Genomic DNA, 24,607 nt, shown 5'->3' with positions numbered 1-24,607 from the left:
ACGCAGCCAATACGCCGTATCGAAGTAGCGAAGGTAAGCGTCCTGGAGCTCTTGGTAGACCCGCTGAGGGGTGGGAAAGCCAAGCCGTGACGCGGGGTCAAATGATCTGATAGAGCGAGTCATCAGACACTTCCTTCAGCTGGCAAGACGGGCGGCGAGCGTGTCAGCGATATCGGCCGGGACCTCTCGGTAGAGGAGTAGTTTCTCCACCTTCTCCGGTGGGCGACCGCTGCACAGAACGGCGGCTCGACCGTAGAGCCCAGGGAGATCAGCCCCGAGCGGCACCTGGAGACATCGCTGCTTGGCGTCGTACGCGACGAGCGGACGGCCGGTCGGGAGCGCGTCTAGGTGCTTGACGAGCTGCACGGTGCCGATCCGCGCTGTTCCCTGCGCAACATCATCTTGGCGACGGATGACGTCGGTGATGCCAAAGGACTCAAGCCGGTATGCACCCGGAGACTCGGCATGCGGTTGCCCGACCCACGACGCCGAGGAGATGTCAAATCTCTGGATACGCCGGGCGCCTGGCAAGGTGACCTGCGGAAGAGCTCTCTCAACCACGCTGAGGTTTGGGGTCACCCGCAGGATCGACCGTGCGGCATCGCGAGCGACTGCCACGGCTTCGAAGGAGCCGGCAAGGGCCTCGACGTCAGCTGTTGCAAGGCCTCGAAGAACCCAACGAGTGGGTCCCGTGTTAGTGGTTTCCGCGACAAGGGACCCACCCAGCGATGCAGCCCCTTCCCCCAGCTTCGCTCTCATCGCGGCCGGCCACCAACCGACAAGCAACAATGAGCCGTCCACCAGCTCGGCGAGCGCTGACGGACTGACTTCCCAGTCAGTCGGACGGAGGGCATAGTCGTCCCGCTTGACGTGCAGATGCCCAAGAACCTCCAGCGTGCGGACGAACTCATCGACGAACCGCGAAGAGCCTTCCACCTGGAGGGCGATCCGTTCAAGAGCGGAGATGGGACCGCCACCAGCATGCATCAGGGCATCGAGGGCCACGTCCCAAGTGATCGATCCGGGCTGTACGGGCTCGACCTCTCGAACATCGACATGATAGGCCGCGGCGCTGTTCTGGACCCTCCGCTTCGCCTCGGCTGCCCATGCGGTGTTAGGGAACCGCTTAACGAGGCCGCACTTACGGCAGGTCCCGTGCACGGTGATGCTGCTGGAGAGGGGCAGATCCCAGTAGTGGGCACCAGTCACCAGACACGAGGCCGGATCCGGAGTGGTGAGCACGGCGGTTGTCGTGCCCACGTATCCGGGGGGACGCTTACGGGTCCACCAAACCGTCCGTGGAGCCTGCACTTGGGTTACCTCGACCGGGGTGCCATCGGCGGAAGCGCCGTCGACCAACGAGATCGACTCCTCAGCATCCAGCTCGTCTGCAGAGATCACCGCCCAGCCATCTCGCCCACCAATGTCGTGAACAAGGCGTGGGCAACGGCTCCACATGGCCAGGTCCACGGTGTCGCCGGACCTAAGCCAGAAGGGAAGCCGCTGTACGGGGATCTTCGGGTCATCGACGTAAAGCAGGGCCTCGTAGTCACCGTCCTCGAGTGCTTCCGTGGCGAGCGGGAGAACCAAGGCACTGCCGCTGGTCTCGGCTTTGCAAACCGCCTGATCGAGTGCCGCTCCTGCTGGTTCCTCGAGTAGCCCTAGGTCGTCGGTGCGCTTCCTCAGCACCTCAAGTCGGAGGTGCTCGGCGGCTACGGCAACAGACCGGATTTCTGGCGGCGACAGGGATGAGTACTTCCGCATCTGGCCAGGCAACTTCAGCCCATCAGCAAGGGTCAGCTGGGACGCGACCGATGGGAGAAGGACGTTCAGATCATGGTGTTTGTAGGACCGATGCTCGTCCGTTAGCAGCGCGAGCAGTTGCACGTGCGAGAAGAGGACCCAGTTCGCCGGCACCCCCTCCTGCCCTCCGTTGACGCGCCGGAAGCCCGGGCGCGCGGCTTTCTCGAGCGCGCGCTCAACCTCGTCGGCCAGCTCCTCGGCAGCGAAAACCACCGCATCCTCTGCCAGCTGCAACCGCTCGACCTCAAGGTACAGCCCGAGCGATTCATCTTTTCGCATAGGCACCACACGGCGAGGACGGCGCCGGACTGTGAGGGTGCTGTCCTCGCTACTCAGCGACAGGATGCCATCAAGAACAGACGCCTTTTCCAGGTTCGCGGGCCGGTGCAATCGATACCAACCGCCGGGGCCGGGGATGAAGTCAAGCAGCGGTTTCTCGTCTCCGATGGCACTTGAAACGGACATGCACTGCGGACCATCGATGCCGGGCAGCCGCGACACGATGTTGAATTCGACACCGCCGCCAAATGGCCCGGACCGCAGCATGGCCACCAGCCGGACTTCGCCCCGGGGCTGAAGGGTCGAAGTCGGCGATTGGACGTCACCAGCCGACATTCCGTCCCAACTTTGGAGTTCAAGCGAAACGACACCCGCAATCCGCTCGCGCGCCGCCGACTGCCGCTTCCATAGCTTTGCCAAGCCACGGCTGACGGGTGGAGGGTCCTTCTTCAACCACTCGTCGAGCAGTGCCTCCGTCTCACGTGGGGTGACCTCCTGCCCGGGCATAAGTCCATATGCCATGAAGAATCGTGGCAGTTTCTGGCGGTCGTGCTCGCGGACTAGAGCCTGCGAGACCGACAGCCCGACGTAACGGTGAGTCAAGGCGACTGCGGACGGGAGACCCCGCATCCCGTCGAGGCCCGTCAGCCACAGGGCCAACACATCCCAGAAGAATTCGACATTTCGCCGGTAATCATTCCGTAGCCGTTCCCGCTGCTTCCCATCGGGTACCGCAAGCACCTGAGCTAGAGGCCCAAAGTAATTGCTGGAGGCCATGGTGGCGTCACGACCCATCCGCTCCGCCGCCATGCTGAAGACCGCCAGTAAGGCCAGCACGGGGGGCGGCGCGAGATCCAGGCGGGATATTCGGGCAGTGCGCCGCCACTTGCGGAGCCAGGCTTTTAGATGCGTCAAAACCTCATCGAACGCGCCCTGTCGGCCTCCACCGAGACGCAATACCTCCCGTACGGCTGCCGCCAGGGCACCCTCGACCTCATTAACTGGCGTCCCAGTCTTCTGACTGAGCATCGGTACGGTGTCGTTGTCGAGGTCAATGTATGCAGGCTGACCTCCCAGTTCTTCGCGGAAGAAGACTTCGGCAATCGCATCATTCCAAGCGTCGTACGCTTTCCAGCGAGACATCCTAGATCCCTTCCTGCAGAACGGGCCTGAGTTGGGGAAGTGCATTACGCCTTACAGACCCAGAGGCAGGCGTTTTCGCGCCTTCCAGTGACGACAAGATTGACCAATTCGCTTCCAGGCCAGCGGGGAGCTGGACGGGCACGTTGAGGTGCGCGCACTCGGTCGTCGAGCGCCCATCCAGCTGCTCGTCGACCTGCTCGTTGGTCCGGGCTATGGCCATCAGCGGCTGGCCGGCGGCTGCAACCTCGACGGCAGCGCGCACGACAAGGCTCGACTTGCCGGCCTCGATCGGCGAATCGACGATGACCCAATACTCGCCGGAGCGCAGGTCAGTCAGGGCCGCCGAGGGCCGGCGGTCCGCCTCGAACCCAGGCGGCAGAACCAGCTCCGTAAGCACCGCCACCCCACTTCCCACTGACGGTGCTCGGACCCTATCGCCCTGAGTCCTGATGGCGGGACCCCAGGTAATCAGCCGTTTAGCCGGTCCCCGATGCCCTGTTTGCGCTGTCAATAGCCTCGGAAGTTGATATTGCCCGCAGGGCAACTGCCATGAGAGCCGACGTCGTTTTCCCTGGTCAGCGGCAGCTGCTGCCAGCCTCGGCAAGTGGGCCAGGGGCAGGGCTGGAGGCGGATGACAGGGCCCCACCCAGCCACGAGGTGGGCGGCGAAGGCCTTCACCCTGTCCGAGATCTGACGATCGCAAGCTCAAGGAGGTGCGCATCCGTGACATTCCGGTCCGGCGCGCGCCCCCTGGTCGCGGTGTGCCTGATCTTCGCCGCCGCGTCGCTGGTCGCGGTGAGGGCCAGTCTCGACCTCGGCTGGAACGCTGCTGACCCGGGTCGCGGCCGGATGCACCGAGCCAGCAGGTGTACGCGGGCAACAGCCGACTGCTGGACATGCTGCACTTCAGCCTCTGGGGACCGAACCCACCCCTCGCAACGCGCGACGAACGGCTGGCACGGCTGTGGAAGGAGCCGGCACGCTGCACGGAGTTGCGGGTGCACGCCCGGTACAGCCGCAACGAGGCATGTGCCGCCTTCGGAATGACCAACCCGGGGTCACTGCGCGAGGGGGTGAAGTGGCTGCCCGACGCCCAGGCCGACCTGTTCTTCGTCACCCTGGTCAAGTCGGAGGCGCACTACTCCCCCACCACCATGTACGCCGACCGGGCCATCACCGACACGTTGTTCCAGTGGGAGTCGCAGAGCACCACGTCGGCGACGTCGGCGACCGGGCAGCGGTACACGTCGGGCGGGTCGACAGTGCACCTCTTTGTGCGGGAAACCCGCATCGCCGACCGTGACCTGGGCGCACCGCCGTACCTCTACGCCGGGCCGATGACGTACCAGGAGCACACCGGCGACCGGCCCATGCGCATCCTGTGGCAGCTGCACCACGCGCTGCCCGCCGACATGTACACCGCGGCTCGGGCCATCGCCGCCTGATATCGGCCGTCCGTCCGCTCGCCCGGCTACCCCTTCGCCACGGTCTCCGGCTCCGGCGGGACGTGCGGGCCGCCGGCCGGTCGCTCGTCGCCGTGGCCCGGCCACCACGCCTTGTGCCCGATCAGCGCGGTCAGCGCTGGCACGAAGAACATCGACATGACGAACGCCGACAGCACGATGCCGATCGCCACCGCGAAGCCCATCTGCTGCAGGAACGAGATCGGAGCAAGCAGCAGCACCGCGAACGTCCCGGCCAGGATCAAGCCTGCTGCCGCGACCGTCGGGCCGGCGTGTTCGACCCCGATGGCGGCGGCCTGGCGCGGCTCATTGCCCTCCCGCGCCTCCTCGCGTAGTCGGGCGATCATCAGGATGTTGTAGTCAGTCCCGATCGCCACCACGAAGAGGTAAAGGATGATCGGCAGCTGGAAGGTGACACCGGGCTCACCCTGCAACCCTTGGAAGAGGTAGACAGTGGCGCCCAGCGTGGCGGCGAAGTTGAGCAGCACCGCTATCACGAGGTAGATCGGCGCGACCAGACTGCGCAGCAGCAGCGCGAGGATGAGCGCGATCAGGCCGGCCGCGACCGGCAGGATCACCGACAGGTCCCGGTTGTTGGCCGAGTTGATGTCCGCGAAGATCGCGGTGGTCCCGCCGACCAGCGCCCGGGTGCCCGGCGGGGCCGCCGCGTGCACGGCACCGCGCAAGTCGTCGCGGACGAGGGTGATCGCCTCGTTGGAGACCGGGTTCTCGTTGAGCAGCAGGTTGACCCTGGCCACACTCGGGTCGGTGCTGCGCTCCGGGGGCTGCGCCTGGCCCACACCCGGGGCTTTCGCCACGGCCGCCGCGAAGTCGTTGACCTGCTGCTCGTTCAGCGGCGACCCGTTGCTGGTGGTCAGGTAGACCTCGGTAGGCGCGAGCGCACCGGCGGCGAACCCGCGCTGTAGGTCCTGTGCGGCCTTTGCCGACTCGGTGTCCTGAGGGAAGCCGGCGCTGAAGTCGTAGTCGGCCTTGTAGCCGAGCACGCCTGCGGCGAGCGCGACCAGGAGGACGCCGGAGGCCGCCGCGACAAGCGCCGGCCGGCGCCCGACGGTGTTGCCGAGCCGGTGCCAGATGGTGGCCTTGGGCGCACGCTGCCACGCCTTCGAGGGCCAGAAGACATACCGGCCGAGCAGGGAGACGACCGCCGGGATGAGGGTGAGCGAGGTGACCAGCATGACGCCGACCGCGATCGCGAGCGCCGGACCGAGGGAGCCGAAGAAGCCCAGCGAGGCGAGGAGCAGCACGAGGAACGCGACGATGACCGCTCCGGCGGCCGAGGTGATGACCTCGCCGACCCGCTGGACGGTGACGATCATCGCGGTGCGCTTGTCGTCGCCGGCGCGCAGCCGCTCCCGGTAGCGGAAGAGCAGGAACAGGATGTAGTCGGTGCCGATGCCGAACAGCACGATCAGCAGGATCGTCTGCAGATCCTGGCTGACACTGAGGTCGAATGCCTTGCCCGCGGCGGCGACGAGACCCGTCGTGATGCTCAGGACGACGCCGACGACCACCACGGGCAGCAGCGCCGCGATGGGGCTGCGGAAGATGACGAGGATCAGTCCGATGATCAGGATGATCGTCGCGACGCCGACCACGGCGAAGGCGTTGTTGAAGGTGTCCTCGTTGTCGACGAAGCTCGCCACGTCACCGGCCACGCCTGCGGTCAGCCCACTGTTCGCCAGCTCCGGGCCGATGTCCGCGCGCAGGTCTCGCACGGCGTCGAGCAGTGCCGGGTCGTCGGGGGTGGGGGCGTCGAGCCCGACGTTGATGATCTGCACCGACTTGTCCGGTGCGACCGCGGGCGGGCCGGTCAGGTAGCCGGACGTGCGCGGGATGTTCTTGGCCTTGAGCGACTGGGCGAGCTGGCCCACCTTCGCCTCGTCCGCCGAGGTGAGTTTCTGCCCGTCGGCGCGCTTGACCACGATGGTCGCCGTCACGGTGGCCTGCTGCGGGAACGCCTTCTGCCCCAGCTCGGTGGCCTGCACCGACTCGTACGAGCGAGGCAGGAAGCTTTCCTGGTCGGCGGAGGTAATGTCGCTCAGGGACGGTGTGGTGAGGATGATGGCGGCTGCCGCGACCACCCACCCGGCGATCACCCACCACGCTCTGCCCACGACGAATCTGCCCAGCCGCTCGAACATGGTTCCCCCCGTGTGTCCGGCACAACCGACGTCTGGTGGCGAGGCGGCCATGGATACCCGATCGCCACCCTGCGCTACCGATATGCAGCGTACCGTCACGACCTAATCCTTTTCGGACGCGCAGGAGTGTCAGGCGCGTGCTTTCAGCCTCGCCGCCGATGAGCGGGCAGCCGTCCGGGCACCACACCCGGAGACTGATCACGCACTAGGTTGGGGGCGCGGAGCAGCGGATCAGCCTGATCACCCTCGGCGTCAGCGACCTGGCGCGGGCCAAGGCGTTCTACGAGCAGCTCGGCTGGCGGGGCCAGGAGGTCGAGGAGACGGTCTTCATCCAGGCCGGCGGCCTGGCCGTCGTCCTGTGGGGCCGCGACAAGCTCGCCGCCGACGTGTACGCCACCGCCCGAATAATCGCCGCCTAAGGATTCACTCGGTGTCCAACAGAAAGGCGCTGACCACAGCGGCGAACTCCGCTTGGGCATCGTGATGCACGACGTGACCTGCTGGCAGCTCGACAAGCGTCGCTCGATCGTCGCGACGGGTGATCATCTCGCGCGCGTGAGCGGCCGTCAGCTCGTCACTGCGCGTTCCGTGGATCAGGAGGGTCGGGCAGGTCACCGACACCCAGTCGTTCCAGTGGTCGCCGTTGAGCGCTTTCTGAGACGCCACCGTGTCATCGATGTCGAACGAGAAGCCCCAGCCGCCCTTCGACTGACGGAAAGAGCACTCCAGATAGGGAGCCGCCGCACCCACTGCCGAGGCCAACGCATCGCGTGATGGCGCATCGCGAGGGAGTCGGGTGGTGAACGACCAGTCGCAGTCCACGACCGCGCCGATGTCCTCGACTACCAGCGCGCTGACCCGGTCCGGGTGCCGGCTGGCGTACTGGTAGGCGTTCACCCCGCCGAGTGAGTGGCCCAGCACCACAGCCGGGCCGACATTCAGATGCTGGTGGAACGCGGCGACGTCGGCAACGTAGTCGTCCCGTTCATAGCTCTCGGCACGGTCGGACTCTCCATGCCCACGCTGGTCCAGCGCGATCACCCGCCACCCTGGGGCCAATGCCTCAGCCAGCGGCGCGAAGGCCGACGCTTCGTTGTAGTGCCCGTGCAGAGCCAGGAGTGGAGTGCCCGGCCCGCCAAAGTCGAGGTAGGAAAGCTTCAGACCGCCGACTGTGAAGAACCCCCGCATGCCTCAGCATGCTAGATCAACCACTGTTTCGGATGCGGTCAGGCCGCGTCCGCATCGGAGGTGAACCTGACGTCTAGCCTCCGGTCCAGAGCCCGGGCCAGACGCTCCAGCACCGGCAGCGTCGGCACCGTTCCGCCTGCTTCGAAGCGGGCCACCGCGGATTGAGTCATGCCGGCGGCGCGGGCCAACTGGCTCTGACTCCAGCCATGCCCTTCGCGCAGATGGCGTACCTCCTGCCCAAGCTCGAAGGCGATCCGGGTGGCCTCGTAGGTCTCGGCCGCTCCCGGCTCCGCCATCCGGCGCTCACGCAGGTCGTTCCAGTCCAGGCGATCACTCATCGCTCCCACCTCATAGCATCAATGCTATGGGATGAGGCCACGAGCGTGCTGCTGGCGTTACGTTAAGGGCATGGAGCAGCGGATCAGTCTGGTCACTCTGGGAGTCGCGGACGTGGCCCGCGCGAAGGCGTTCTACGAGCAGCTCGGCTGGCAGGGTCAGGAGGTCGAGGAGACTGTCTTCTTCCAGGCCGGCGGCTTGGCCGTCGTCCTCTGGGGCCGCGACAAGCTGGCCGAGGACGCCGGCATCGAAGGGCCCGGCACCGGCGCGATGACCCTCGCCCAGAACGTCCGTTCCCGGGCCGAGGTCGACGAGGTGATCGCCACCGCGACCAAGGCCGGCGCGACGGTGACCAAGCCGGCCCGGGAGACGTTCTACGGCGGCTACGCCGGCTATTTCGCGGACCTGGACGGCCACCTGTGGGAGATCGCCTGGAACCCGGGCTTCACCCTCGCGGAGGACGGCACCCTCACCGTTCCCAACTTCAGCGCCATGGGCTGAAGCGCCACGGGCTGAAGCGCCGTGAGTTGAAGCAGCCGTGAGTTGAGCAGCCGCGCCGGCACGGACCCTGATCAGGGTGTCGGAGACGGGCAGAGCAGCGGGTCCAGCAACGGCATTTGAAGTGGGTCCAGGCAGATCGCCAACAGCCCCGGATCCGATGAGGGCGTCGCCGTAACAGTCGCGGTCGGCGTCGGCGTCGGCGTGAGCGACGCGGCGGGCGGTGTCGGCGGGACTGACGCGGGCGGGTCGGTGGTGGGGGCCGGGTCAGGTGTCGGCACCGGGTTGGCCGGCGGGGCTGGTGCGACGGTCGGCGCGGGGATCGGTGGCGGGGTCACCTCGACTGCGGGTGCCACCACAGTAGAAACAGGCGGCGGACTCGGCCGTCGGACAGCCGGGCTCCATACGGCGCTCTCGGCCGAGCCGATCCGTGACCGGGGTCCGACCGGCGTGACCGGGCCGATCGGAACGAGGATCGCCCCGGCCCTCGGAACCTCCATGGTCACGATCTCCGCCGAGGGCACCGGCCCGCGTGAACCCCACCCGCCGGGCCCCAGAGCACCGGGGCCCAAAGCGCCAGGCCCCAGAGCACCCGGGCCGAGCGTCACGAACACCACTGCCGCGACGGCGGCAGCGCCGAGCGCCCGGCGGTCGGGGCGTACCGCGGTCAGGGGCGCGTCCTCGGGTTCCGCCAGGAGAACGGGCCCGGGGTGGGCGGCCCGGTGCGCGGCCAGCAGCGCGTCGACCTGCGCGATGACGGCGGCGCGATCGTCGGCGGCGGCGAGGGCGAGGTAGAAGCGGAAGTTCACCACGGCACCCGCCGGGACCAGCAGGCCGGAAAGCCGACCGCGATCGGGCAGCAGAGTGACCGGGACGTCGGGGTGGTGGGCAGGGCCGATCAGGTCGGCGTACCGCCACTCGCGCCGGTGTTCCCGGCCGCCGAAGGCCACCCGTCGACTGGTCACCACGGCCATGCCGGTGTCGACGGTCCGCAGCCCTGGCGGCAGTTCCTCGGAAGAGGTCTCGGCGAGGGACCACAAGCCAGGGGTGGGCAGGCCGGGGACGTGCCGCGCCCCGGCCTCGACGAGCGTGGCGACGGGGAGGACGCGGAAGACGAGTTCGTCGTCGTCGAGGTCCACCGGTAGGCCGGTGCGGGGCTGCGTACACCCGAGAAAGCTGGCGGCTTCGATGCGGAGCCGGGCCAGGTGGTCGTCGCGGCGCCGCCAGGCGTCGGTGGCGTCGCGGTACGCGCGCTGCCGACGATCGTTCTCGCGCTCAGCCCAGGCGATCCGCCAGGGAGCACAGGCCACAGAGGTCACGGTCACACGCGGTACAACCGCTCACGTACGTGACAGTAACGCGACCACGGTCGATGTGTCCCCTTGTGCCCGGAAGGCGAGAGTTGCAGGTGATCAGCCGGCCCGGCGGCGGTACGGCTGCGGGCCGTGGGTCGGAAACCTCGACCGGGTACGCGGCGGGTACGCCTCGCAGTGCTCGACCCAGTGCTCGGCGGCGGCGGCCAGGGCGTCCGCGGAGACGGTGAGGACCAGCGGGTAGATCGCGCTGGACGGTCGGCGCATCCACGGTGGCAACGACTCGGCGGAGAACTCCACGATCAACTCCAGCCGGCGGCGGCGTAGCACCCGGCTGCGCAGGGCCAGGTTGGGTTCGGTGAACCGGACCATGGCCGGTGGCGCGCTCAGTCCGAGCGCGGCGGTGGCCTGCCCGTGCAGCCAGCCGCCGAGCGCGCGGGCCTCCTCGACCATGAGGCTGGGGTAGTGGTGTGACCAGGTCTGACCGTCGGCGGTGCGGGCGTCCACCTCGATCAGCAGCCAGTCGCGCCAGCCGGGCGTGACCCCGTCGGGGTCGTCGGGCGGGTCGATGCCGGGCTGGTAGCCGACGGGGCGTATCCGCACCCGGGCGCCATCGTCGGACCGGATCTCCACTCGATCATTCTGGCCGAGAAAAGCGGACTTCAGGCCCCGAATCGGTCACTTCGTGATGGTTCGCCGCACGCCCCTATGCTCGGCGCAGGCGTGGGGCCGACCTCCGGCCAGGCTGACCGAGCCGTCGCGGCACTGCACGAGGTAGCCGCGACCCGCCCAGAACTGCGGTACGCAGTCGAACCAGTCGCACACCTCGGCGGCCGGTTTGCGGATCCGTGTGCCGCCGCAGAAGCCGTACCCCAAGGGGTTCTCCGGTGCCCCGCAGCGCGAATCGGTGGTCGCGCTGGGCGTGGGGCGCGGTGACTTCTTCTGCTTCGGCGGCGGGGTCTTCAGCGCGAGCGCCGGGTCGGCCGGGCGGATCACCGCCGGTGCCACGCTGGGGGTGGGTGCCGGGGTGGCGGCGACGGCGACCTCCGCGCCACCGGTCGGGTCGGACGGGTCCGACTCGATCAGCGCCGCCGGCACCAGCAGCGCGATGGCCGCCGCCACCGCGATGGTCCTGCGACCACCGGGTACGAACGACGACAGTCGGGCCTGCCCGGGGGTGGCCACCGCCGGCCGGAACGGCTTGAGCTGGGCGTGCTCGGCGATCAGCTCGTCGAGCTGGGCGAGCACCGCGGACCGCTGTTCGATCGCGTCGGCGAAGGCCAGGGTGAGCTTGAACCGGAAGTCCGACGCGGCGTCGGTGGGCAGCAGCAGCCCGGAGGTACGCCGCCGGTCCAGCACCTGGATCAGGGTGACCGGCGCCGTCGGGTCGTGGGCCAGGCCGGTCATCCGGCCGTACGCCCAGTCGCGCCGGCCTCGTCCGCCGAGCAGCACGAGTCGACGGCTGGTGATCACGGCCATGCCGGCGTCGGTGACGCGGACGCCGTCGGGGCGGCGTGGACGCAGCGGCCCGGTTCGTGGGTCGACGTGCAGGTCCGGCGCGGGCAGCACGGTGGTGTGTCGCACCTCGACCAGTTGCACGGCGGGCAGCGCCCAGAGCACCACCTCGTCGGCGGCCAACTCCAACGGCAGGCCGGCGCCGGCGGCCGCCGAGCCCTGGAAATCGGCGGCCAGGGCGCGCAGCCGCCGTAACTCGTCGTCGCGCCGCCGCCACGCCGTCTCAGCGCCGCGGAACGTGCTGACCCGCCGCACGTTCTGCCGGTGCGCCCACCGGTACCGCCATGTGGAACCCGTCGAATCAGTCTTTGCCACGCCGACTCCTTCGCCGCGCAGGCCACCAATCTGGGGTGTCGTCGGGTTCAACAGGTGCGGCGCGGTACCCGGACACGCCGAAACGGGCGAAGTATCCGATCGGCGGAGCAATCAGCACGATAGGGGGATACTAGTGCCGACGTTCATGTTCTCCGAGGGGGTGACGGTCGTGCCGGCAGTCACGCTGCCCGGGGTCGTGATCGGGGTCGACATCGGCACCACCAGCACCAAGGCCGTCGCGTACGACACCGACGGGCGGCAACTCGGCAGCCACCTGGCCGGTTACCCGATGAACAACCCGCAACCGGGCTACGCCGAACAGGACCCGCAACTGATCCTCGACGCGGTGCTCAGGTCGATCAGCATCGTCGTGGCCGAGCTGGTGCAGCCGGTGGTCGGGTTGTCGTTCAGCTCCGCGATGCACAGCCTGATCGGGTTGGACCCTGACGGCAACCCCCTCACCCCGTCGCTGACCTGGGCCGACTCGCGCTCCACCCAACAGGCCGAGCGGCTGCGGGCGGCACCGTCGGGGCTGGCCCTGCACCGGCGCACCGGCACGCCGATGCATCCGATGTCGCCGCTGCCCAAGCTGCTCTGGTTCGCCGAGCAGGAGCCGAAACTCTTCCAGCGGGTGGCGCACTGGGTCGGCATCAAGGACTGGGTGCTGCTGCGGCTCTGCGGCACGCTGGTCACCGACCACTCGATCGCCTCGGCCACCGGCCTGCTCGACATCCACACGCTGGAGTGGGACGACGAGGCGCTGCGCATCGCCGGCATCACCGGGGAACAGCTTCCGCAGCTCGTCGCCACCACCGCCGTGCTGCCCAACCTCACCGCGCAGAGCGCGGCCCAGACCGGCCTGCCGGAGCGCACCCCGGTGGTGGTCGGCGCCGGCGACGGGCCGCTGGCGAACCTGGGCCTGGGCGCCGTGCATCCCGGCATGGTGGCCTGCTCGATCGGCACCAGCGGCGCGATGCGGGTGATGGTCGAGCGGCCCGGCGTGGACCCGCTCGGCGGGGTGTTCTGCTACGCGCTGACCGAGCAGCGTTGGGCGGTCGGTGGCGCGGTCAACAACGGCGGCATCGTGCTCAAGTGGGCCGGCGCGGCGCTCACCCCGGACCTGGGCGACCACGCCGAGGAGGAGTTGGTCGCCCTCGCCGCCCGCGCGCCGGTCGGCTCGGGCGGGCTCATCATGCTGCCGTACCTGCACAGCGAACGGGCACCACACTGGAGCGCCCTGCCGCGCGGCGCGTACGTGGGGTTGACCCACGCACACCGCCGTGAGCATCTGGTGCGGGCCGCGCTGGAGGGTGTCTGTCAGCAACTCGCGCTGGTGCTCAGCTCGGTGCGCGCGGCCGGTAACGAGGTTCGCGAGGTCCGGGCCGGCGGCGGCTTCGCCCGCAGCGGCCTGTGGCGGCAGATGCTCGCCGACGTGCTCGGCCTGCCGGTGAGCTTCCCGGCCGCGCACGAGGGGTCGAGCTTCGGCGCGGCGCTGCTCGGCATGGAGGCGCTCGGGCTGATCCCCAGCATCGACGTCGCCGCCGACCTGGTGCGGATCGAGGAGACGGTCCGCCCCGACCCGGCCGCCGCCGCCACCTACGCGGCGCTGCTGCCGCTCTTCGCCGAGCTGTACGACGCCCTCACGCCCACCTTCGCCTCGATCCGTCGGATGGCACCCGGCCTGCCCACCGGTCTCGAATCACCGGCGTGACCGGGGTCGACCCACGGGTCAGGGCGCCTCGACGCCGGAGATCAGGTAACGCCGCACGTCGGCGTCGAGGATGGCCACTTCCGGCCCGTCGTCCGGCCCGGAGCCACGGAACGCCTCCAGCTGCTCCGCGGACTCCCAGCGTTCGTAGACGTGGATCCGGCCGGGCTCCAACGGGTCGGCCGCCAGCAGGAAGTCGAGGCAGCCGGCGGTGGCGCGGGCCTGCGCGATGACCTGCGCGCAGCCGGACAGGTAGGCCTCGCGCGCGGCCGGTTCGACCTGCAGACTGCCAGCGATGATCAACATTGGGCCTCCGGGGTGAGTGGGCTGACCTTTGCTCTGCACCCGCCCGCGCACCACTCACCGTCCGTAGCTGGCGCATGGGCGGGTGCAGAGCAAAGCGTGACGCCTGTGAGTCATCTTTATACCCGTGGGATATAGCGCTCTCCGGGACATTGCCGCCCGGACGGGTGACGCCGGTCCCACCGGACTCACCAGGCTCCGGCGCTTCATATCGTGCAAACGTGAGAAAAAGCGACAAGAGGCGCTCATCTTCCTTGTTGAGGAACTCTGCCCGCGTACCCCTGAAGGTGCTGTCGGCGGCGGTCGCGCTCGCGGTGCTCGCGACGACCGGGCCGGCCACCGCCGACGACCCGGACCGCGGGCCCGCCGCGGACCAGGCACAGACCACCGAGCCGGGGTACGGCGGTGACGGCCGGAGCCACGAGCCGGGACTGGACCCGACACCGGAGCGCCCACCGACCAGCGAGGTGTCCTGGTTGTCGTTTCCCGGCGGGGTGTTCGCAGTGGACTCGCTCGGGCACACGGTGCGCTACCGCGCCTGCGACGGCGACACCGGTCGGGTCGCCGACCCGAACATGCTGGTTGCCGCCGGCGTGGCCAGCGGCACGGTCGTGGTCGGGGGAACGGCCTACCGCTACCGGGTGCCGCTCGCCGGACGGACCGAGGGAACGCTGGAGGTGGTCCCCCAGCATCGCCCACCGACGACGCTGACCGGTGTGGTGGTCACCAGCCCGCAGCCGCCCACCGACCCGGTCGCCGGGGCGCGGCTGCTTCCGCTCAGCAATCAGCTCGCCCGGGTGGTCGCCGACGCGAGCCTCAACCCGGCCGGGGCCACCGTCCGTGACCTGTCCGGCCGCTACGGTGATCAGCAGATCGCCGTCAACGGGTCGCTGCGCCCCAAGGCGGCCAGCGTGATCAAACTTTGGATCCTCGTCGAGCTGCTGCGCCGGGTCGACTGTGGACAGGCCTTCCTCGACGACGGGGTGCTGGTCACCCCCGAGGACGTGGTCGGCGGCACCGGCCAACTGCAGTTCGAGACGTTCCCGCAGGTGGTCACACTGCACCGGCTCGCCCAATACCTGATCAAGTACAGCGACAACGTGGCCGCGAACGTGCTGATCACCTACCTGGGTGGGTTCGCCCCGGTCAACGCGCTGATCGACTCGATGAATCAGCGGTCCACCATCCTGGCTCGCCGGATGCTCGACAGCGCCGCCGCGCAACGCGGCGAGGAGAACTACACCAGCCCGGACGACGTGGTGTCGCTGCTCGGCGCGGTCTGGGACGGTGAGATCCTCACCCCCGCCTCCCGCGACCTGATGATCGGGTTCATGCGGGAACAGACCCTGAACACGAAGATCCCGGCGGCGTTGCCGCCCGGGGTGCCGGTGGCGCACAAGACCGGTGACCTGCCGGACGCCTCACACGACGTCGGCTACTACCTGATCCCCGGCACCGAGACCGCCGTCGCCTTCCTCACCGCCGGGCCGATGGCTACCGGCGACGAGACGGTCCGGCGGATGGCCCGCACCGTCTACGACTTCCTGGTCGACCCGGTCGACGGGGCGGTCGAGGAGTGAGCCGGCGTCAGGCGCCGGGGATGTTCGCCGGCGGGTCCTCGCCGACCAGGTCGGCCGCCGGCGGGTCCGCCGACACCGACAGCCCGAAATCCGAGTACGTCAGGTCGAGCTGGGCGACCTCCGACTGCTCGCTCGCCAGCTCGATGCGGTAACGGACCAGTCGCCCCTGCTCGTCGACGGCAGCGGTGAACGGGACCGCCCCGGCCCGGTCACCGAGCACGCCGCCGACCCCCTCGCCCAGCACCGCGCCGCTGTGGCGCAGATCCAGCGTGCCCGCGTATTCCCGGGCGGCGGTCTGCCGGACGGCGGTCACCGTGCTGAGCGTGTCGGCCAACCGGGTGTTGTCCAGGCCCTGCTTGGCGGGCGGTGAACCCGGAGCGCCGACATGCCACCAGGTCTTGCCGTCCCAGACCGGAACGCGCCGGTCCGGGGCGCTGACCCGCACGTAGACGTCCGGCCCGGTGGTGAGCCGTTCGATCTTCACCTCACCGCTGGGCACCTTCAGGGAGGTGGTCTCCAGACCCCGCTTCGCCTTCGGGTCCCACAGCACCACGGTGCCGTCCCCGCCCGTCGTCCCGCTGCTCAACGTCAGCTTGTAGGTCTGCTGGTCGACCTTCCCGGCGGCGGCAGTGAGCACACCGACCCCGTCGGTCGGACCCGCCGACGCCGCCGGGCGACCCGCGTCGGGCTCGTCCCCGGTGGCCACAAGTGCCCACACCCCGGCGGCGACCGCCACGACGAGGATGACAGCTGCGGCGATCAGCTTCGGTTTCTGCACTGTCATCTCCCCCGGGGCGGTGCGGTCCGGCCAGAGTAGCCGGACCGCACCCGCTGTTGCTCCCGGTCGGCCGGCCGCTGTTGCTCCCGGTCGGCCGGCCGGCCGCTGTTGCTCCCGGTCGGCCTGCCGGCCGATCACGCCCGGCTGATCGCGTTGGCGTGGATCGCCTCGTGCAGATAGGCGGCCAGCCCCGGGGCGATGTTCTCGAAGTACGCGGTGAACCGCTCGTCGGCCAGGTACATGTCGGCCAACCCGGTCTGCACCTCGTACGAGCACTCGTAGAACCAGCGGCTGATGAGCTGCCGGTGCTCCTCGGCCAGGTCCATCGCCTCCGGGCTGTCCGCCGGTGCGCCCGAGGCCATCAGCGCGACGATCCGCCGGCCCCAGTCCTCGTTCTCGGCCTTGATCCGCAGCCAGTCGTCCTTGGTGTAGCGGGAGGCCCGCCGGTTCGACTCCCGGTAAGCCTCGGTGTCACCCCACCGCTGCTCCGCCTCGGCCTCGTGCTCTTCCGGACTGAAGTCGCCGAAGACCTCGAACCGCTCCTCCGGCGTGAGTTGGATGTTCAACTTGCTCGCCTCCATCGCGAACTCGATCGCCGCGACCATCTCCTGCAACCGCTTGAGCCGTACCGTCAGCAGTTCGTGCTGCCGGCGCAGGTGCGCGGCCGGATCGGCCGCCGGGTCGTCGATGATCGCGGTGATCTCCTCAAGCGGGAAACCAAGCTCCCGGTAGTACAGGACGAGCTGCAGCCGTTGCAGGTCCGCGTCGTCGTAGCGGCGGTAACCGGCCGAGGTGCGCCCGCTGGGCGAGAGCAACCCGATCTCGTCGTAGTGGTGCAGCGTCCGCACCGTCACGCCGGCGACCTTCGCCACCTGACCCACCGTGTACGCCATGGTCCCCCTCCCTTCCGGGAACCAGGCTCCTGCCTGCCGTTACGTGAGAGTCAACTCCGATTCTGGCCCACCATGGCGGGGCCGTCCGGCCGCCCGTACAGATAGCCCTGACCGCGCGGGCAGCCGATCGCGGCGACCGCCTCGTGCTGGCGCTCGGTCTCCACCCCCTCGGCGACCACCGCCAGGTCGAACGCGCCGGCCAGCCGGGTGACCATCTCCACCGTGGCGTACGCCCGGTCGTCGGTGCCCAGCCGCGCCACGAACGAACGGTCGATCTTCAACTCGGTGGCCGGGATGCGGTGCAGGTAGCTCAGCGACGAGTAGCCGGTGCCGAAGTCGTCGATGGCGATCCGGATGCCCAGCTCCCGGAGCTGGTGCAGCCGCTCCAGCACCGCCTCGGTGCCCTCGATCAGCGCCGACTCGGTCAGTTCCAGGGTCAACGCCCGGGGCGCCAGCCCGGCAGCGCTGGTGGCCGCCGTGACAGTGGCGATCAGGTCCGGCCGACGCAGGTGCGCGGCAGCGATGTTCACCGCGACGGTGGCGTCCGGCACCCGACCCCGCCAGGTGGCGGCGGCCCGGCACGCCTCGTGGATCACCCAGCGGTCGATCGGCAGGATCAGCCCGGTCTCCTCGGCCAGCGGCAGGAACTTCGCCGGAGCCAACATCCCCAGCCGGGGGTGCCGCCAGCGCACCAGCGCCTCGGCGCTGCGTACCGCACCTGTGGCCAGGTCGACGATGGGTTGGAACTCCAGGCGCAGCTGGTCCTCGTCGACAGCGCGGCGCAGGTCGGCGATCAGCTCGGCACGGGAGACGGCCGACTCGCGCAGCGCCGGCGTGCACGTCCGGTACGCGGACTTCCCGGCCGCCTTGGCCGCGTACATGGCGATGTCGGCGTCGCGCAGCAGGTCGGTGTGGGAGGCGTGCTGCGGGCCGTACTCGGCGATGCCGATGCTCGCCGACGGGTGCACCCCGACGTCCTCCTCGTCGTCGGACGGCCGCAACGCGTCCAGCAGCCGCTCGGCGAGCCGTTCGGGTGACACCGGCCGGTCGCCGTCGACAAGCACGGCGAACTCGTCGCCGCCGAGCCGGGCGATGGTGCCGTCGCCGTTGACGGCAGTGCGCATCCGGGCCGCGAGCCCGGTCAGCAGGGTGTCACCGGTGGAATGCCCGAACCGGTCGTTGACCTGCTTGAACCCGTCCAGGTCGAGCAGCAGCACGGCGACCGGCCGCCCGTCGCGCAGCGCCAGGCGCAGCCGCCGGTTGAACAACAGTCGGTTGGGTAACCCGGTGAGCTGGTCGCCGTACGCGAGCCGGCGCAGCCGGACCACCAGCCGGAAATTCTCGTTGGCGGCCAGCCCCTGCCGGACGGCCAGGGCCGCCAGCAGCACCATCATCGTCACGAACACCAGGTGCGGGGTCTGCCCGGTGGGCCGACGGGCCAGCACCACCGCGACGATCGCCCCACCCACCGGCAGGTACGGCAGTGCCACCCGCCACCAGGGCGGCAGCGGCGACTCGGCGGTGTCGTCGGTGCCGTCGCAGTCCGGTGGTGGCGGGTTCCGGGTGGCCAGGCCGATCAGCAGATAGCTCAACGGCCAGCACAGGTCGATCGGGTGACCGGCGGTGTAGTCGGCGCGGGCGACCAGCGACACGTAGACGACGTCGGCGACGACCCGCAGGGTGAGGCTCGCCGCGAGGATGCTCATCGGCCGCCACATCGGCCGGGCCGGCCCGGAGACTGCGACCAGGATGGTGAGCTGCATCAGGTCGAACATCGGGAAGAGCAGCCCGAGGGTACGCGCCGGGTCGGCCAGCTCGGCCGCGGCGACCCCACGGAAGACCAGCACCCACCCGACCGGCACCAGGGCCAGGGCGACGATCACCCCGTCCAGCAACGTACGGGCCCGCCCGACCGCGGTCCGTGGTGCGGACGGCGAGCTGAGCAACGCGGCCGTGCCGGTGAGGATGCCGGCGGTGAAGACCACCCCGACCACCGGCGTGTGCGGCAGGTCGCCGCCGACGAGCCGCTGCGCCGTCCAGATCGCCCGGCCGATCGCGGCGAGCGCCATGGTGACCGCGAGCAGGGTCCAGAAGCGACGCAGCGGCGCCGGATGCCGACGGGCCACCCCGACGCACGCGAGTGTCGCCCAGCCGGCGACCAGCATCGCGCCGACATCACTGACCAGCGCGGCACCGGGCAACGCGGCGACCAGCCAGCCCGCCTCCAGAAGGATGACCGCAGCCGCGACGAACGCACCGGCGGGGTTGAGCGCCCCCGCAGCCTGCGTTCCGTCCTGTCGGGACACGGTCGCTCCGGCCCTTTCGTCGTGCGTGCACCCTCGGCAGGACCGGTCCACGGCAAACTTCGAAAGCCTAACCAGCACTCAGAAACGCCGCCAGAGCCGAACGTGCACGCCGTTGCGGATGCCCGGACCCGCGGTCAGCGACCGCCGGAGCGGTTCCAGGGTGAGCGGGGCAGTGTGGTGCCGGCCGACGGACGGCGTGCGCGGCGGCGTCTGCGCCGACCGGGGGTGCAGGGCGGGCGGGCGACGGTGTGCACCGCCACGTCGACCGGGGGCGTGGGTCGGCCGATCAGCCAGCAGAGGAAGCGTTCCATCGTCGGGTCAGCCGACCGGGAGGCGTTCGGCGTCGGACCTGGAGATCTCGTACTCCGCCCCGCAGAACGTGCACTGCTGCGCGTACCGGGTACGGATCGGAATGAGGGGGATGAAGAAGAGGGTAAATTTCGTCGAACGGCGGGTGATCACCTGTGCGGCCTGGTTGCCGCAGTGGCGGCAGACCTGCTGCACGACACCGGACCTGTCGACCTTGGTACGCAGACCAAAGATGAAGAACATCGCCAGCCAGTACCCACCCGACCGCGAAAAGTCACCACATCCCGGCGGCGGAAGTCACAAGATCTGCTCAAGTACGGGGAAACTGCTGTCTCCACGCGGCTGGAGACAGCAGTTTCCCCGATGTTGCTCGGATCTTGGGCCCCGGTGACGTGAGCGGGGGGCGGACGATCAAACGTCAGCTGGTCGGCGCGGGCTCCAGGCCGGGGATCTCCTCGGAGATCCAGATCGGCTGCCAGTTCGGCACCTCGTGGAAGCGGCGCAGCTCGTACAGCCCGGCAACCGACCCGCTCCAGGCCCCGTACGGCGGGTTGGCCTCGTCGAAGCCGCTCTGCACGAAGGTCAGCGTGGTCCTGCCAGCGGATTCGGCCAACTCCCAGCTCGTCACGCCGGTCGGTCCCCAGTCGACGGACATCCGCCGGCCGGGCTCCAGGTCGACGACCTTGGCCGCGTAGCCGGTCTCGAAGCCACCCATGGCGTACCGGCCGCCGACCCAGGGCTCGATGCCGATCGGGTAGCCGAACCAGGCGCTGGCCTGCTCCGAGTCGGTCAGCGACTCCCACACCTTGTCGGCGGGGGCGGCGATGACCAGCTCCCCCCGCAGGTCGGCGGAGGTGAAGTCGGTGCGGGGCAGCAGTGGCTGGCCCTCCACGTGGGCGGCCAGGTTGGCGATGGCAAGCGCCCAGAACGTCTGGAGCACGCCCCGGATGCTGGAGCCGCTCATCGCCTCGGCGAAGTCGAAGTGGCTCTGGGTCAGCGTCAGCACGGTGCTGTCGGCGCCCTCGGCGGCCAACTGGAACTCGGTGGTGGTCTCCACCCCGTCGAGCAGCCAGCTGAAGCGCAGCGTGTCGTCGTCCACGTGCAGCAACCGCTGGTGCGGGGCGTCGCCCTCGGGCGTGAAGCGGCCCCAGAACTCGTACCGCTGGGGCAGCTCGACCTCGGCGTGCTCGGCCAGCCAGAGACGCAGCTCGGCCGGGTCGGTGAGGGCCTTACGGACCCGCCCGACGGGCGCGGAGAGGCGGGCCTGAACCTTCATCGGTTCACTCATTGTCGTTTCCTTTCGGGTAGCAGGCGACGGCCAGCTTGAAGGCGTCGCCTTCGCTGCCGCCGTAGCGGGTGAACAGGTCCTGAAGTGCGGTTTGCAGGTCGTGCAGGAACTGTGGGCGCTGCTCGGGGGGCACCCGGATCTCGCCGGAGACCCCGATCGAGGGCAGCTCGGGCGCCGCCCGGTCCAGGCCGGCGATGTCGGCCTGGACCTCCTCCATCAGGTCGAGCAGGTAGCCGAGGCTCAGCTCGTCGCGGGCCCGGCGCAGGCCGATCCGGCCGACGAGCCGCGGGGAGAGCCAGTAGGACCGGGCGGCGGCCTGGTAGATGCCTTCGGTGATGCCGCGGACCTTGCGTTCGTTGACCAGCTCGACGAGGCCGGCCGCGACGAGCTGCTTGACGTGGTAGTAGACGCGCTGTGGCGTCTGGTCGAGTCGGGCCGCGACCTCGGTGCAGGTGCGCGGCTCGGCCAGTTGCCGCAGCACCTCGACGCGCTGCGGCTTGAGCAGGACTTCGGCCTGCTCGATCTGCTCCAGGTACAGGACGTCTCTCATGGCAAAATCAGTTTGTACGTACAAAACTTCTTTGTCAATCGCTTCGCGAGAAGCCGCGCCGACTTTTTCCGGCGCGGCTTCAGGCGACGCTCAGTGGATGGTCAGGGCAACCAGTCCGGGCGCAACGGATAGCCACTCACGCCGTTCGGGCCGTTGTGGGTGGCCAGCACCTGGTGCAGCTGGATGCCGTTGCGCTCGAACGCCATCCGCGACCCGGCCATGTACAACCCCCACACCCGGGCAGTACCCGCGCCCACCTCCGAGACGCAGAAGTCCCAGTTCTCGACCAGGTTGCGGCACCAGGCAGCCAGCGTCAGCGCGTAGTGCTGGCGCAGGTTCTCCTCGTGGTGCACCTCGAACCCGGCGTCGTGCACCTCGCTGATCAACCGCCCCGGACCGGCCAGCTCACCGTCCGGGAAGACGTACCGGTCGATGAACGCGCCCGAGCGGTGCGGCGCCCGGTTGTCCGCGCGGGTGATGCAGTGGTTGAGCAGCCGCCCACCCTGCCGCAGCCGATTGCGCAGCGCCCCGAAGTAGGCCGGATAGTTGCGCACCCCGATGTGCTCGGTCAGCCCGATCGAGGAGATGGCGTCGAACTGCTCGGCCGGCGCGTCCCGGTAGTCCAGGTGCCGCACCTCCGCCAGCTCGGTCAACCCCTCCCGCTCGATCGCCGCCTGCGCCCATTGCGCCTGCGCCTTCGACAGGGTCACCCCGAGGGCCTTGACGCCGTACTCGCGCGCGGCGTGGCGGACCATGCCACCCCAGCCGCACCCGACATCCAGCAGCCGCATCCCCTTCTTCAGCGCCAGCTTGCCGGCGACCAGGTCGTACTTCGCCGCCTGGGCCTGCTCCAGCGTGTCGTCCGGAGACCGGAAGACCGCGCAGGTGTACGTCATCGACGGGCCGAGCACCTTCTCGTAGAAGGCGTTGGAGACGTCGTAGTGGTGCGAGATGGCGGTGCTGTCCCGCACCCGCGAGTGCCGCAGCCCGTTCATCACCCGCTTCCAGCGGGGCTGCGCCTCCTGCGGCGGCGCCGGCGGCGGCATCAGCCGCTCCCAGCCCAGCCCACGGACCAACGCCAGCCCCTCGGCCAGCGCCGGTGGGCGCAACCGCAGCTCGTCCTTGAGCACGCGCAACGCCTCGTACGGGTCACCCGGGTGCACCCCCTGCAACGCCAGGTCACCACTGACGTACGCCCGGGCCATGCCCAAATCGCCCGGTGCGGTGAGCAGGTACGACAGCCCACGCTCGGAACGGATCGACAGGGTGATGCCCGCGTCGGACGGGCCGACGGCGCTGCCGTCGTACCCGGTGATCCGCACCGGCAACGGCCCCGTGGTGACCGCGCGGACGACATCCGCGACGGTCGGACCCGTGCGCCGGCCCCCCGCCGGCGGGGTGGCGGGGACGCTCGCCGCCCCCTGATCTCTGTCGGTCAGGCTCATGCTCGTGCTACCGCCTTTTCGTACAGTCCCGTCAGCCGGTGGTCCGGGTCGTAGCGGTCTTTCACCGCCCGCCACGTGTCGCCGCCGTACAGGCGATCGAAGGCGTCCCGGTCGTAGTACGCGTCGGAGTAGAGCGACTTGTGCCCGCCCGACTCCGACACCCTGCGTTCGATCGTGCGGTTGACGTCGCCGTCGGCGGCGCCCGGCGCGATCGGCACGCTCCCCCAGAACCCAATGTTGACGTAGTCCTGGCCCGGCTGGAGTGGATACAGCGGCCAGGACCGCGCCGAACCGGGACCCGCCGGCTCCCGCAGCCGCAACGGGCACAGCCACACCGGGTTCATCCCCACCGCGCCGGCGAACCAGCGCAGGAAGTCAGCAGTACGGTCCAGCGGAATCTCCACGTCCTGCACGACCCGCTCCCGGGCCGGTTGCCCGCGTAGCCGGTCGATCCGGGCCGCCACCTGGTGACGGTGCTCCAACCGGACCAGTCGGTGGTAGAAGTCGCTGCGCCGGTAACGTGCCGGCCAGAGCCTGCGCACGACCGGGTGCTGCGCGCCGAACGCCGCCGAACACCAGAACCAGTCGGTGTCCCAGCGCCACAGATAGTCGTACGCGGTGAGCACGTCACGGGTGCGCTGGCGCAGCGACCGGTAGTAGATCGCCTGACCGGTGTAGTCGCTGGGCGGGTCGGCCGCGTCGGTGAACGTGGCGAACACCAGGTACGCCTCGCCGGGGCTGAACATCACCCCGTCCATCGCGTCGACCGGCTCACCGGCCCAGGTCCGGGTCGCGCTCACCTCGGCGATCGCGTCGGTGAGCGCCTCCAGCCGGGTGAACCGGACGTTGCGCAACGCCACGTACCGGCCGACCGGTTGCAGCTCGATGCGCAGCCGGGTGGCGTAACCGAGGCTGCCCAACGAGTTCGGGAACGCGGTGAACAGGTCGGCGTGCTCGCCGTCGGGTCGGGCGGTGACGATCTCGCCCGAGCCGGTGAGGACGTCCAACTCCTGGACCGACTCGTGCGGCAGGCCGTTGCGGAACGAGGTCGACTCGATCCCGAGGCCGGTCACCGCGCCGCCGAGCGTGATGGTGCGCAACTGTGGCACCACCAACGGCATCAGCCCGTGCGGGAGGGTCGCGTCGACCAGGTCCTCATAGGTGCACATGCCCTGCACGTCAGCGGTGCGGCCGGCCGGGTCGACCGACAGCACACCGTTCAGGCCACTCACGTCGAGCCCCGGAGTCCGGGGAGCGGACCGGGGGCGGAACAGGTTGGAGGTGCGTTTGGCCAGCCGGACAGGCTCGCCCGTGGGCACCGCGGCGTACGACCGCCGCAGCGTGTCCACCGCTTGATCATGGTCAATGGGGTGATCCACACGCTCAGCGCGCATGTGATCACCTTACGCTCGCCGTTCGGAAACCGTGGGAT

Annotated in this window: 20 protein-coding genes and 1 pseudogene; 4 read left to right on the top strand and 17 right to left on the bottom strand. The window is 69.6% G+C overall.

Features of this window, described 5'->3' with window-relative positions:
- Positions 1–135: 135 nt before the first annotated feature.
- Together QSK15_RS06110 and QSK15_RS32510 are read right to left on the bottom strand one after the other, a co-directional pair.
- The gene (locus QSK15_RS06110; RefSeq protein ID WP_285793269.1) at positions 136–3,225 is read right to left on the bottom strand and encodes a hypothetical protein; all 3,090 of its coding nucleotides are present in this window, start codon (positions 3,223–3,225) and stop codon (positions 136–138) included.
- Position 3,226: 1 nt separating this feature from the next.
- The gene (locus tag QSK15_RS32510; RefSeq protein ID WP_352232162.1) at positions 3,227–3,622 is read right to left on the bottom strand and encodes a hypothetical protein; all 396 of its coding nucleotides are present in this window, start codon (positions 3,620–3,622) and stop codon (positions 3,227–3,229) included.
- A 463-nt stretch (positions 3,623–4,085) separates the two neighbouring features.
- On the opposite strand from QSK15_RS32510, the pseudogene QSK15_RS06100 reads away from it, so the two are divergent.
- Positions 4,086–4,670: pseudogene (locus QSK15_RS06100) on the top strand (DUF3427 domain-containing protein); the annotation flags it as partial.
- Positions 4,671–4,696: 26 nt separating this feature from the next.
- Here QSK15_RS06100 and QSK15_RS06095 read toward each other — a convergent pair.
- From QSK15_RS06095 to QSK15_RS06085, 3 genes are all read right to left on the bottom strand, one after another.
- Positions 4,697–6,850, bottom strand: coding sequence for an MMPL family transporter (locus QSK15_RS06095; protein ID WP_285793268.1), 2,154 nt, complete (start codon positions 6,848–6,850; stop codon positions 4,697–4,699).
- Positions 6,851–7,273: 423 nt separating this feature from the next.
- Positions 7,274–8,038, bottom strand: a complete 765-nt coding sequence (locus QSK15_RS06090) for an alpha/beta fold hydrolase (RefSeq protein WP_285793267.1) — start codon at positions 8,036–8,038, stop codon at positions 7,274–7,276.
- A 38-nt stretch (positions 8,039–8,076) separates the two neighbouring features.
- Positions 8,077–8,376 (bottom strand): helix-turn-helix domain-containing protein, encoded by a 300-nt coding sequence (locus tag QSK15_RS06085; RefSeq protein ID WP_285793266.1) that lies wholly within the window; start codon positions 8,374–8,376, stop codon positions 8,077–8,079.
- A gap of 70 nt (positions 8,377–8,446) precedes the next feature.
- Here QSK15_RS06085 and QSK15_RS06080 point away from each other — a divergent pair, with 70 nt between their 5' ends.
- Positions 8,447–8,875, top strand: a complete 429-nt coding sequence (locus QSK15_RS06080) for a VOC family protein (protein WP_285793265.1) — start codon at positions 8,447–8,449, stop codon at positions 8,873–8,875.
- 71 nt (positions 8,876–8,946) lie between these two features.
- Here QSK15_RS06080 and QSK15_RS06075 read toward each other — a convergent pair whose 3' ends face one another.
- From QSK15_RS06075 to QSK15_RS06065, 3 genes are all read right to left on the bottom strand, one after another.
- Positions 8,947–10,182, bottom strand: coding sequence for a hypothetical protein (locus QSK15_RS06075; RefSeq protein WP_285793264.1), 1,236 nt, complete (start codon positions 10,180–10,182; stop codon positions 8,947–8,949).
- Positions 10,183–10,284: 102 nt separating this feature from the next.
- On the bottom strand, positions 10,285–10,818 hold the full coding sequence (locus QSK15_RS06070) for a WapI family immunity protein (protein WP_285793263.1): 534 nt from the start codon (positions 10,816–10,818) through the stop codon (positions 10,285–10,287).
- A 45-nt stretch (positions 10,819–10,863) separates the two neighbouring features.
- Complete coding sequence (locus QSK15_RS06065) at positions 10,864–12,015, bottom strand: hypothetical protein (RefSeq protein WP_285793262.1); 1,152 nt, start codon at positions 12,013–12,015, stop codon at positions 10,864–10,866.
- A gap of 133 nt (positions 12,016–12,148) precedes the next feature.
- On the opposite strand from QSK15_RS06065, the gene QSK15_RS06060 reads away from it, so the two are divergent.
- On the top strand, positions 12,149–13,726 hold the full coding sequence (locus QSK15_RS06060; protein WP_285793261.1) for a gluconokinase: 1,578 nt from the start codon (positions 12,149–12,151) through the stop codon (positions 13,724–13,726).
- An 18-nt stretch (positions 13,727–13,744) separates the two neighbouring features.
- On the opposite strand, the gene QSK15_RS06055 is transcribed toward QSK15_RS06060, so the two are convergent.
- On the bottom strand, positions 13,745–14,029 hold the full coding sequence (locus QSK15_RS06055; protein WP_285793260.1) for a putative quinol monooxygenase: 285 nt from the start codon (positions 14,027–14,029) through the stop codon (positions 13,745–13,747).
- A 254-nt stretch (positions 14,030–14,283) separates the two neighbouring features.
- Between QSK15_RS06055 and QSK15_RS06050 the strand changes: the two genes are divergently transcribed.
- Positions 14,284–15,606, top strand: a complete 1,323-nt coding sequence (locus QSK15_RS06050) for a serine hydrolase (RefSeq protein WP_285793259.1) — start codon at positions 14,284–14,286, stop codon at positions 15,604–15,606.
- A 7-nt stretch (positions 15,607–15,613) separates the two neighbouring features.
- Here the strand turns inward: QSK15_RS06050 and QSK15_RS06045 are convergent, their stop codons facing one another.
- The 8 genes from QSK15_RS06045 to QSK15_RS06010 all read right to left on the bottom strand — a co-directional run bounded on the left by QSK15_RS06045 (position 15,614) and on the right by QSK15_RS06010 (position 24,569).
- The gene (locus tag QSK15_RS06045) at positions 15,614–16,384 is read right to left on the bottom strand and encodes a hypothetical protein (RefSeq protein WP_285793258.1); all 771 of its coding nucleotides are present in this window, start codon (positions 16,382–16,384) and stop codon (positions 15,614–15,616) included.
- A gap of 134 nt (positions 16,385–16,518) precedes the next feature.
- Positions 16,519–17,277 (bottom strand): MerR family transcriptional regulator, encoded by a 759-nt coding sequence (locus QSK15_RS06040; protein ID WP_285793257.1) that lies wholly within the window; start codon positions 17,275–17,277, stop codon positions 16,519–16,521.
- A 50-nt stretch (positions 17,278–17,327) separates the two neighbouring features.
- A complete protein-coding gene (locus QSK15_RS06035; protein WP_285793256.1) occupies positions 17,328–19,583 on the bottom strand; it encodes a putative bifunctional diguanylate cyclase/phosphodiesterase in 2,256 nt (751 codons plus the stop codon).
- Between the two features lie 318 nt (positions 19,584–19,901).
- Positions 19,902–20,135: a zinc-ribbon domain-containing protein gene (locus QSK15_RS06030; protein ID WP_030331435.1), complete on the bottom strand. Its 234-nt coding sequence runs from the start codon at positions 20,133–20,135 to the stop codon at positions 19,902–19,904.
- Between the two features lie 175 nt (positions 20,136–20,310).
- Positions 20,311–21,180: an SRPBCC family protein gene (locus QSK15_RS06025; protein WP_285793255.1), complete on the bottom strand. Its 870-nt coding sequence runs from the start codon at positions 21,178–21,180 to the stop codon at positions 20,311–20,313.
- Positions 21,173–21,730 carry an ArsR/SmtB family transcription factor gene (locus tag QSK15_RS06020; RefSeq protein WP_285793254.1) on the bottom strand — a complete coding sequence of 186 codons (558 nt, stop codon included), beginning with the start codon at positions 21,728–21,730 and terminating at the stop codon, positions 21,173–21,175. The genes QSK15_RS06025 and QSK15_RS06020 overlap by 8 nt, the downstream gene beginning before the upstream one ends.
- Positions 21,731–21,831: 101 nt before the next feature.
- A complete protein-coding gene (locus tag QSK15_RS06015) occupies positions 21,832–23,175 on the bottom strand; it encodes a class I SAM-dependent methyltransferase (protein ID WP_285793253.1) in 1,344 nt (447 codons plus the stop codon).
- The gene (locus QSK15_RS06010; RefSeq protein ID WP_285793252.1) at positions 23,172–24,569 is read right to left on the bottom strand and encodes an FAD-binding oxidoreductase; all 1,398 of its coding nucleotides are present in this window, start codon (positions 24,567–24,569) and stop codon (positions 23,172–23,174) included. Before QSK15_RS06010 ends, QSK15_RS06015 begins: the two co-directional genes overlap by 4 nt.
- Between the last annotated feature and the right edge of the window lie 38 nt (positions 24,570–24,607).

It is taken from the genome of Micromonospora sp. NBRC 107095 (genome assembly GCF_030269705.1).
Classification (GTDB): domain Bacteria; phylum Actinomycetota; class Actinomycetes; order Mycobacteriales; family Micromonosporaceae; genus Micromonospora; species Micromonospora parva.
Note: the sequence above shows the minus strand (reverse complement) of the source record. Positions and strands in the feature narration are given on the sequence as shown.

Excerpts from the sequence above, each read along its gene's own strand:
- QSK15_RS06110 (WP_285793269.1), bottom strand. The coding sequence starts at position 3,225 with ATGTCTCGCTGGAAAGCGTACGACGCTTGGAATGATGCGATTGCCGAA.
- QSK15_RS06095 (WP_285793268.1), bottom strand. The coding sequence starts at position 6,850 with ATGTTCGAGCGGCTGGGCAGATTCGTCGTGGGCAGAGCGTGGTGGGTG.
- QSK15_RS06090 (WP_285793267.1), bottom strand. The coding sequence starts at position 8,038 with ATGCGGGGGTTCTTCACAGTCGGCGGTCTGAAGCTTTCCTACCTCGAC.
- QSK15_RS06085 (WP_285793266.1), bottom strand. The coding sequence starts at position 8,376 with ATGAGTGATCGCCTGGACTGGAACGACCTGCGTGAGCGCCGGATGGCG.
- QSK15_RS06080 (WP_285793265.1), top strand. The coding sequence starts at position 8,447 with ATGGAGCAGCGGATCAGTCTGGTCACTCTGGGAGTCGCGGACGTGGCC.
- QSK15_RS06055 (WP_285793260.1), bottom strand. The coding sequence starts at position 14,029 with ATGTTGATCATCGCTGGCAGTCTGCAGGTCGAACCGGCCGCGCGCGAG.
- QSK15_RS06040 (WP_285793257.1), bottom strand. The coding sequence starts at position 17,277 with ATGGCGTACACGGTGGGTCAGGTGGCGAAGGTCGCCGGCGTGACGGTG.
- QSK15_RS06030 (WP_030331435.1), bottom strand. The coding sequence starts at position 20,135 with ATGTTCTTCATCTTTGGTCTGCGTACCAAGGTCGACAGGTCCGGTGTC.
- QSK15_RS06025 (WP_285793255.1), bottom strand. The coding sequence starts at position 21,180 with ATGAGTGAACCGATGAAGGTTCAGGCCCGCCTCTCCGCGCCCGTCGGG.
- QSK15_RS06020 (WP_285793254.1), bottom strand. The coding sequence starts at position 21,730 with ATGAGAGACGTCCTGTACCTGGAGCAGATCGAGCAGGCCGAAGTCCTG.
- QSK15_RS06015 (WP_285793253.1), bottom strand. The coding sequence starts at position 23,175 with ATGAGCCTGACCGACAGAGATCAGGGGGCGGCGAGCGTCCCCGCCACC.
- QSK15_RS06010 (WP_285793252.1), bottom strand. The coding sequence starts at position 24,569 with ATGCGCGCTGAGCGTGTGGATCACCCCATTGACCATGATCAAGCGGTG.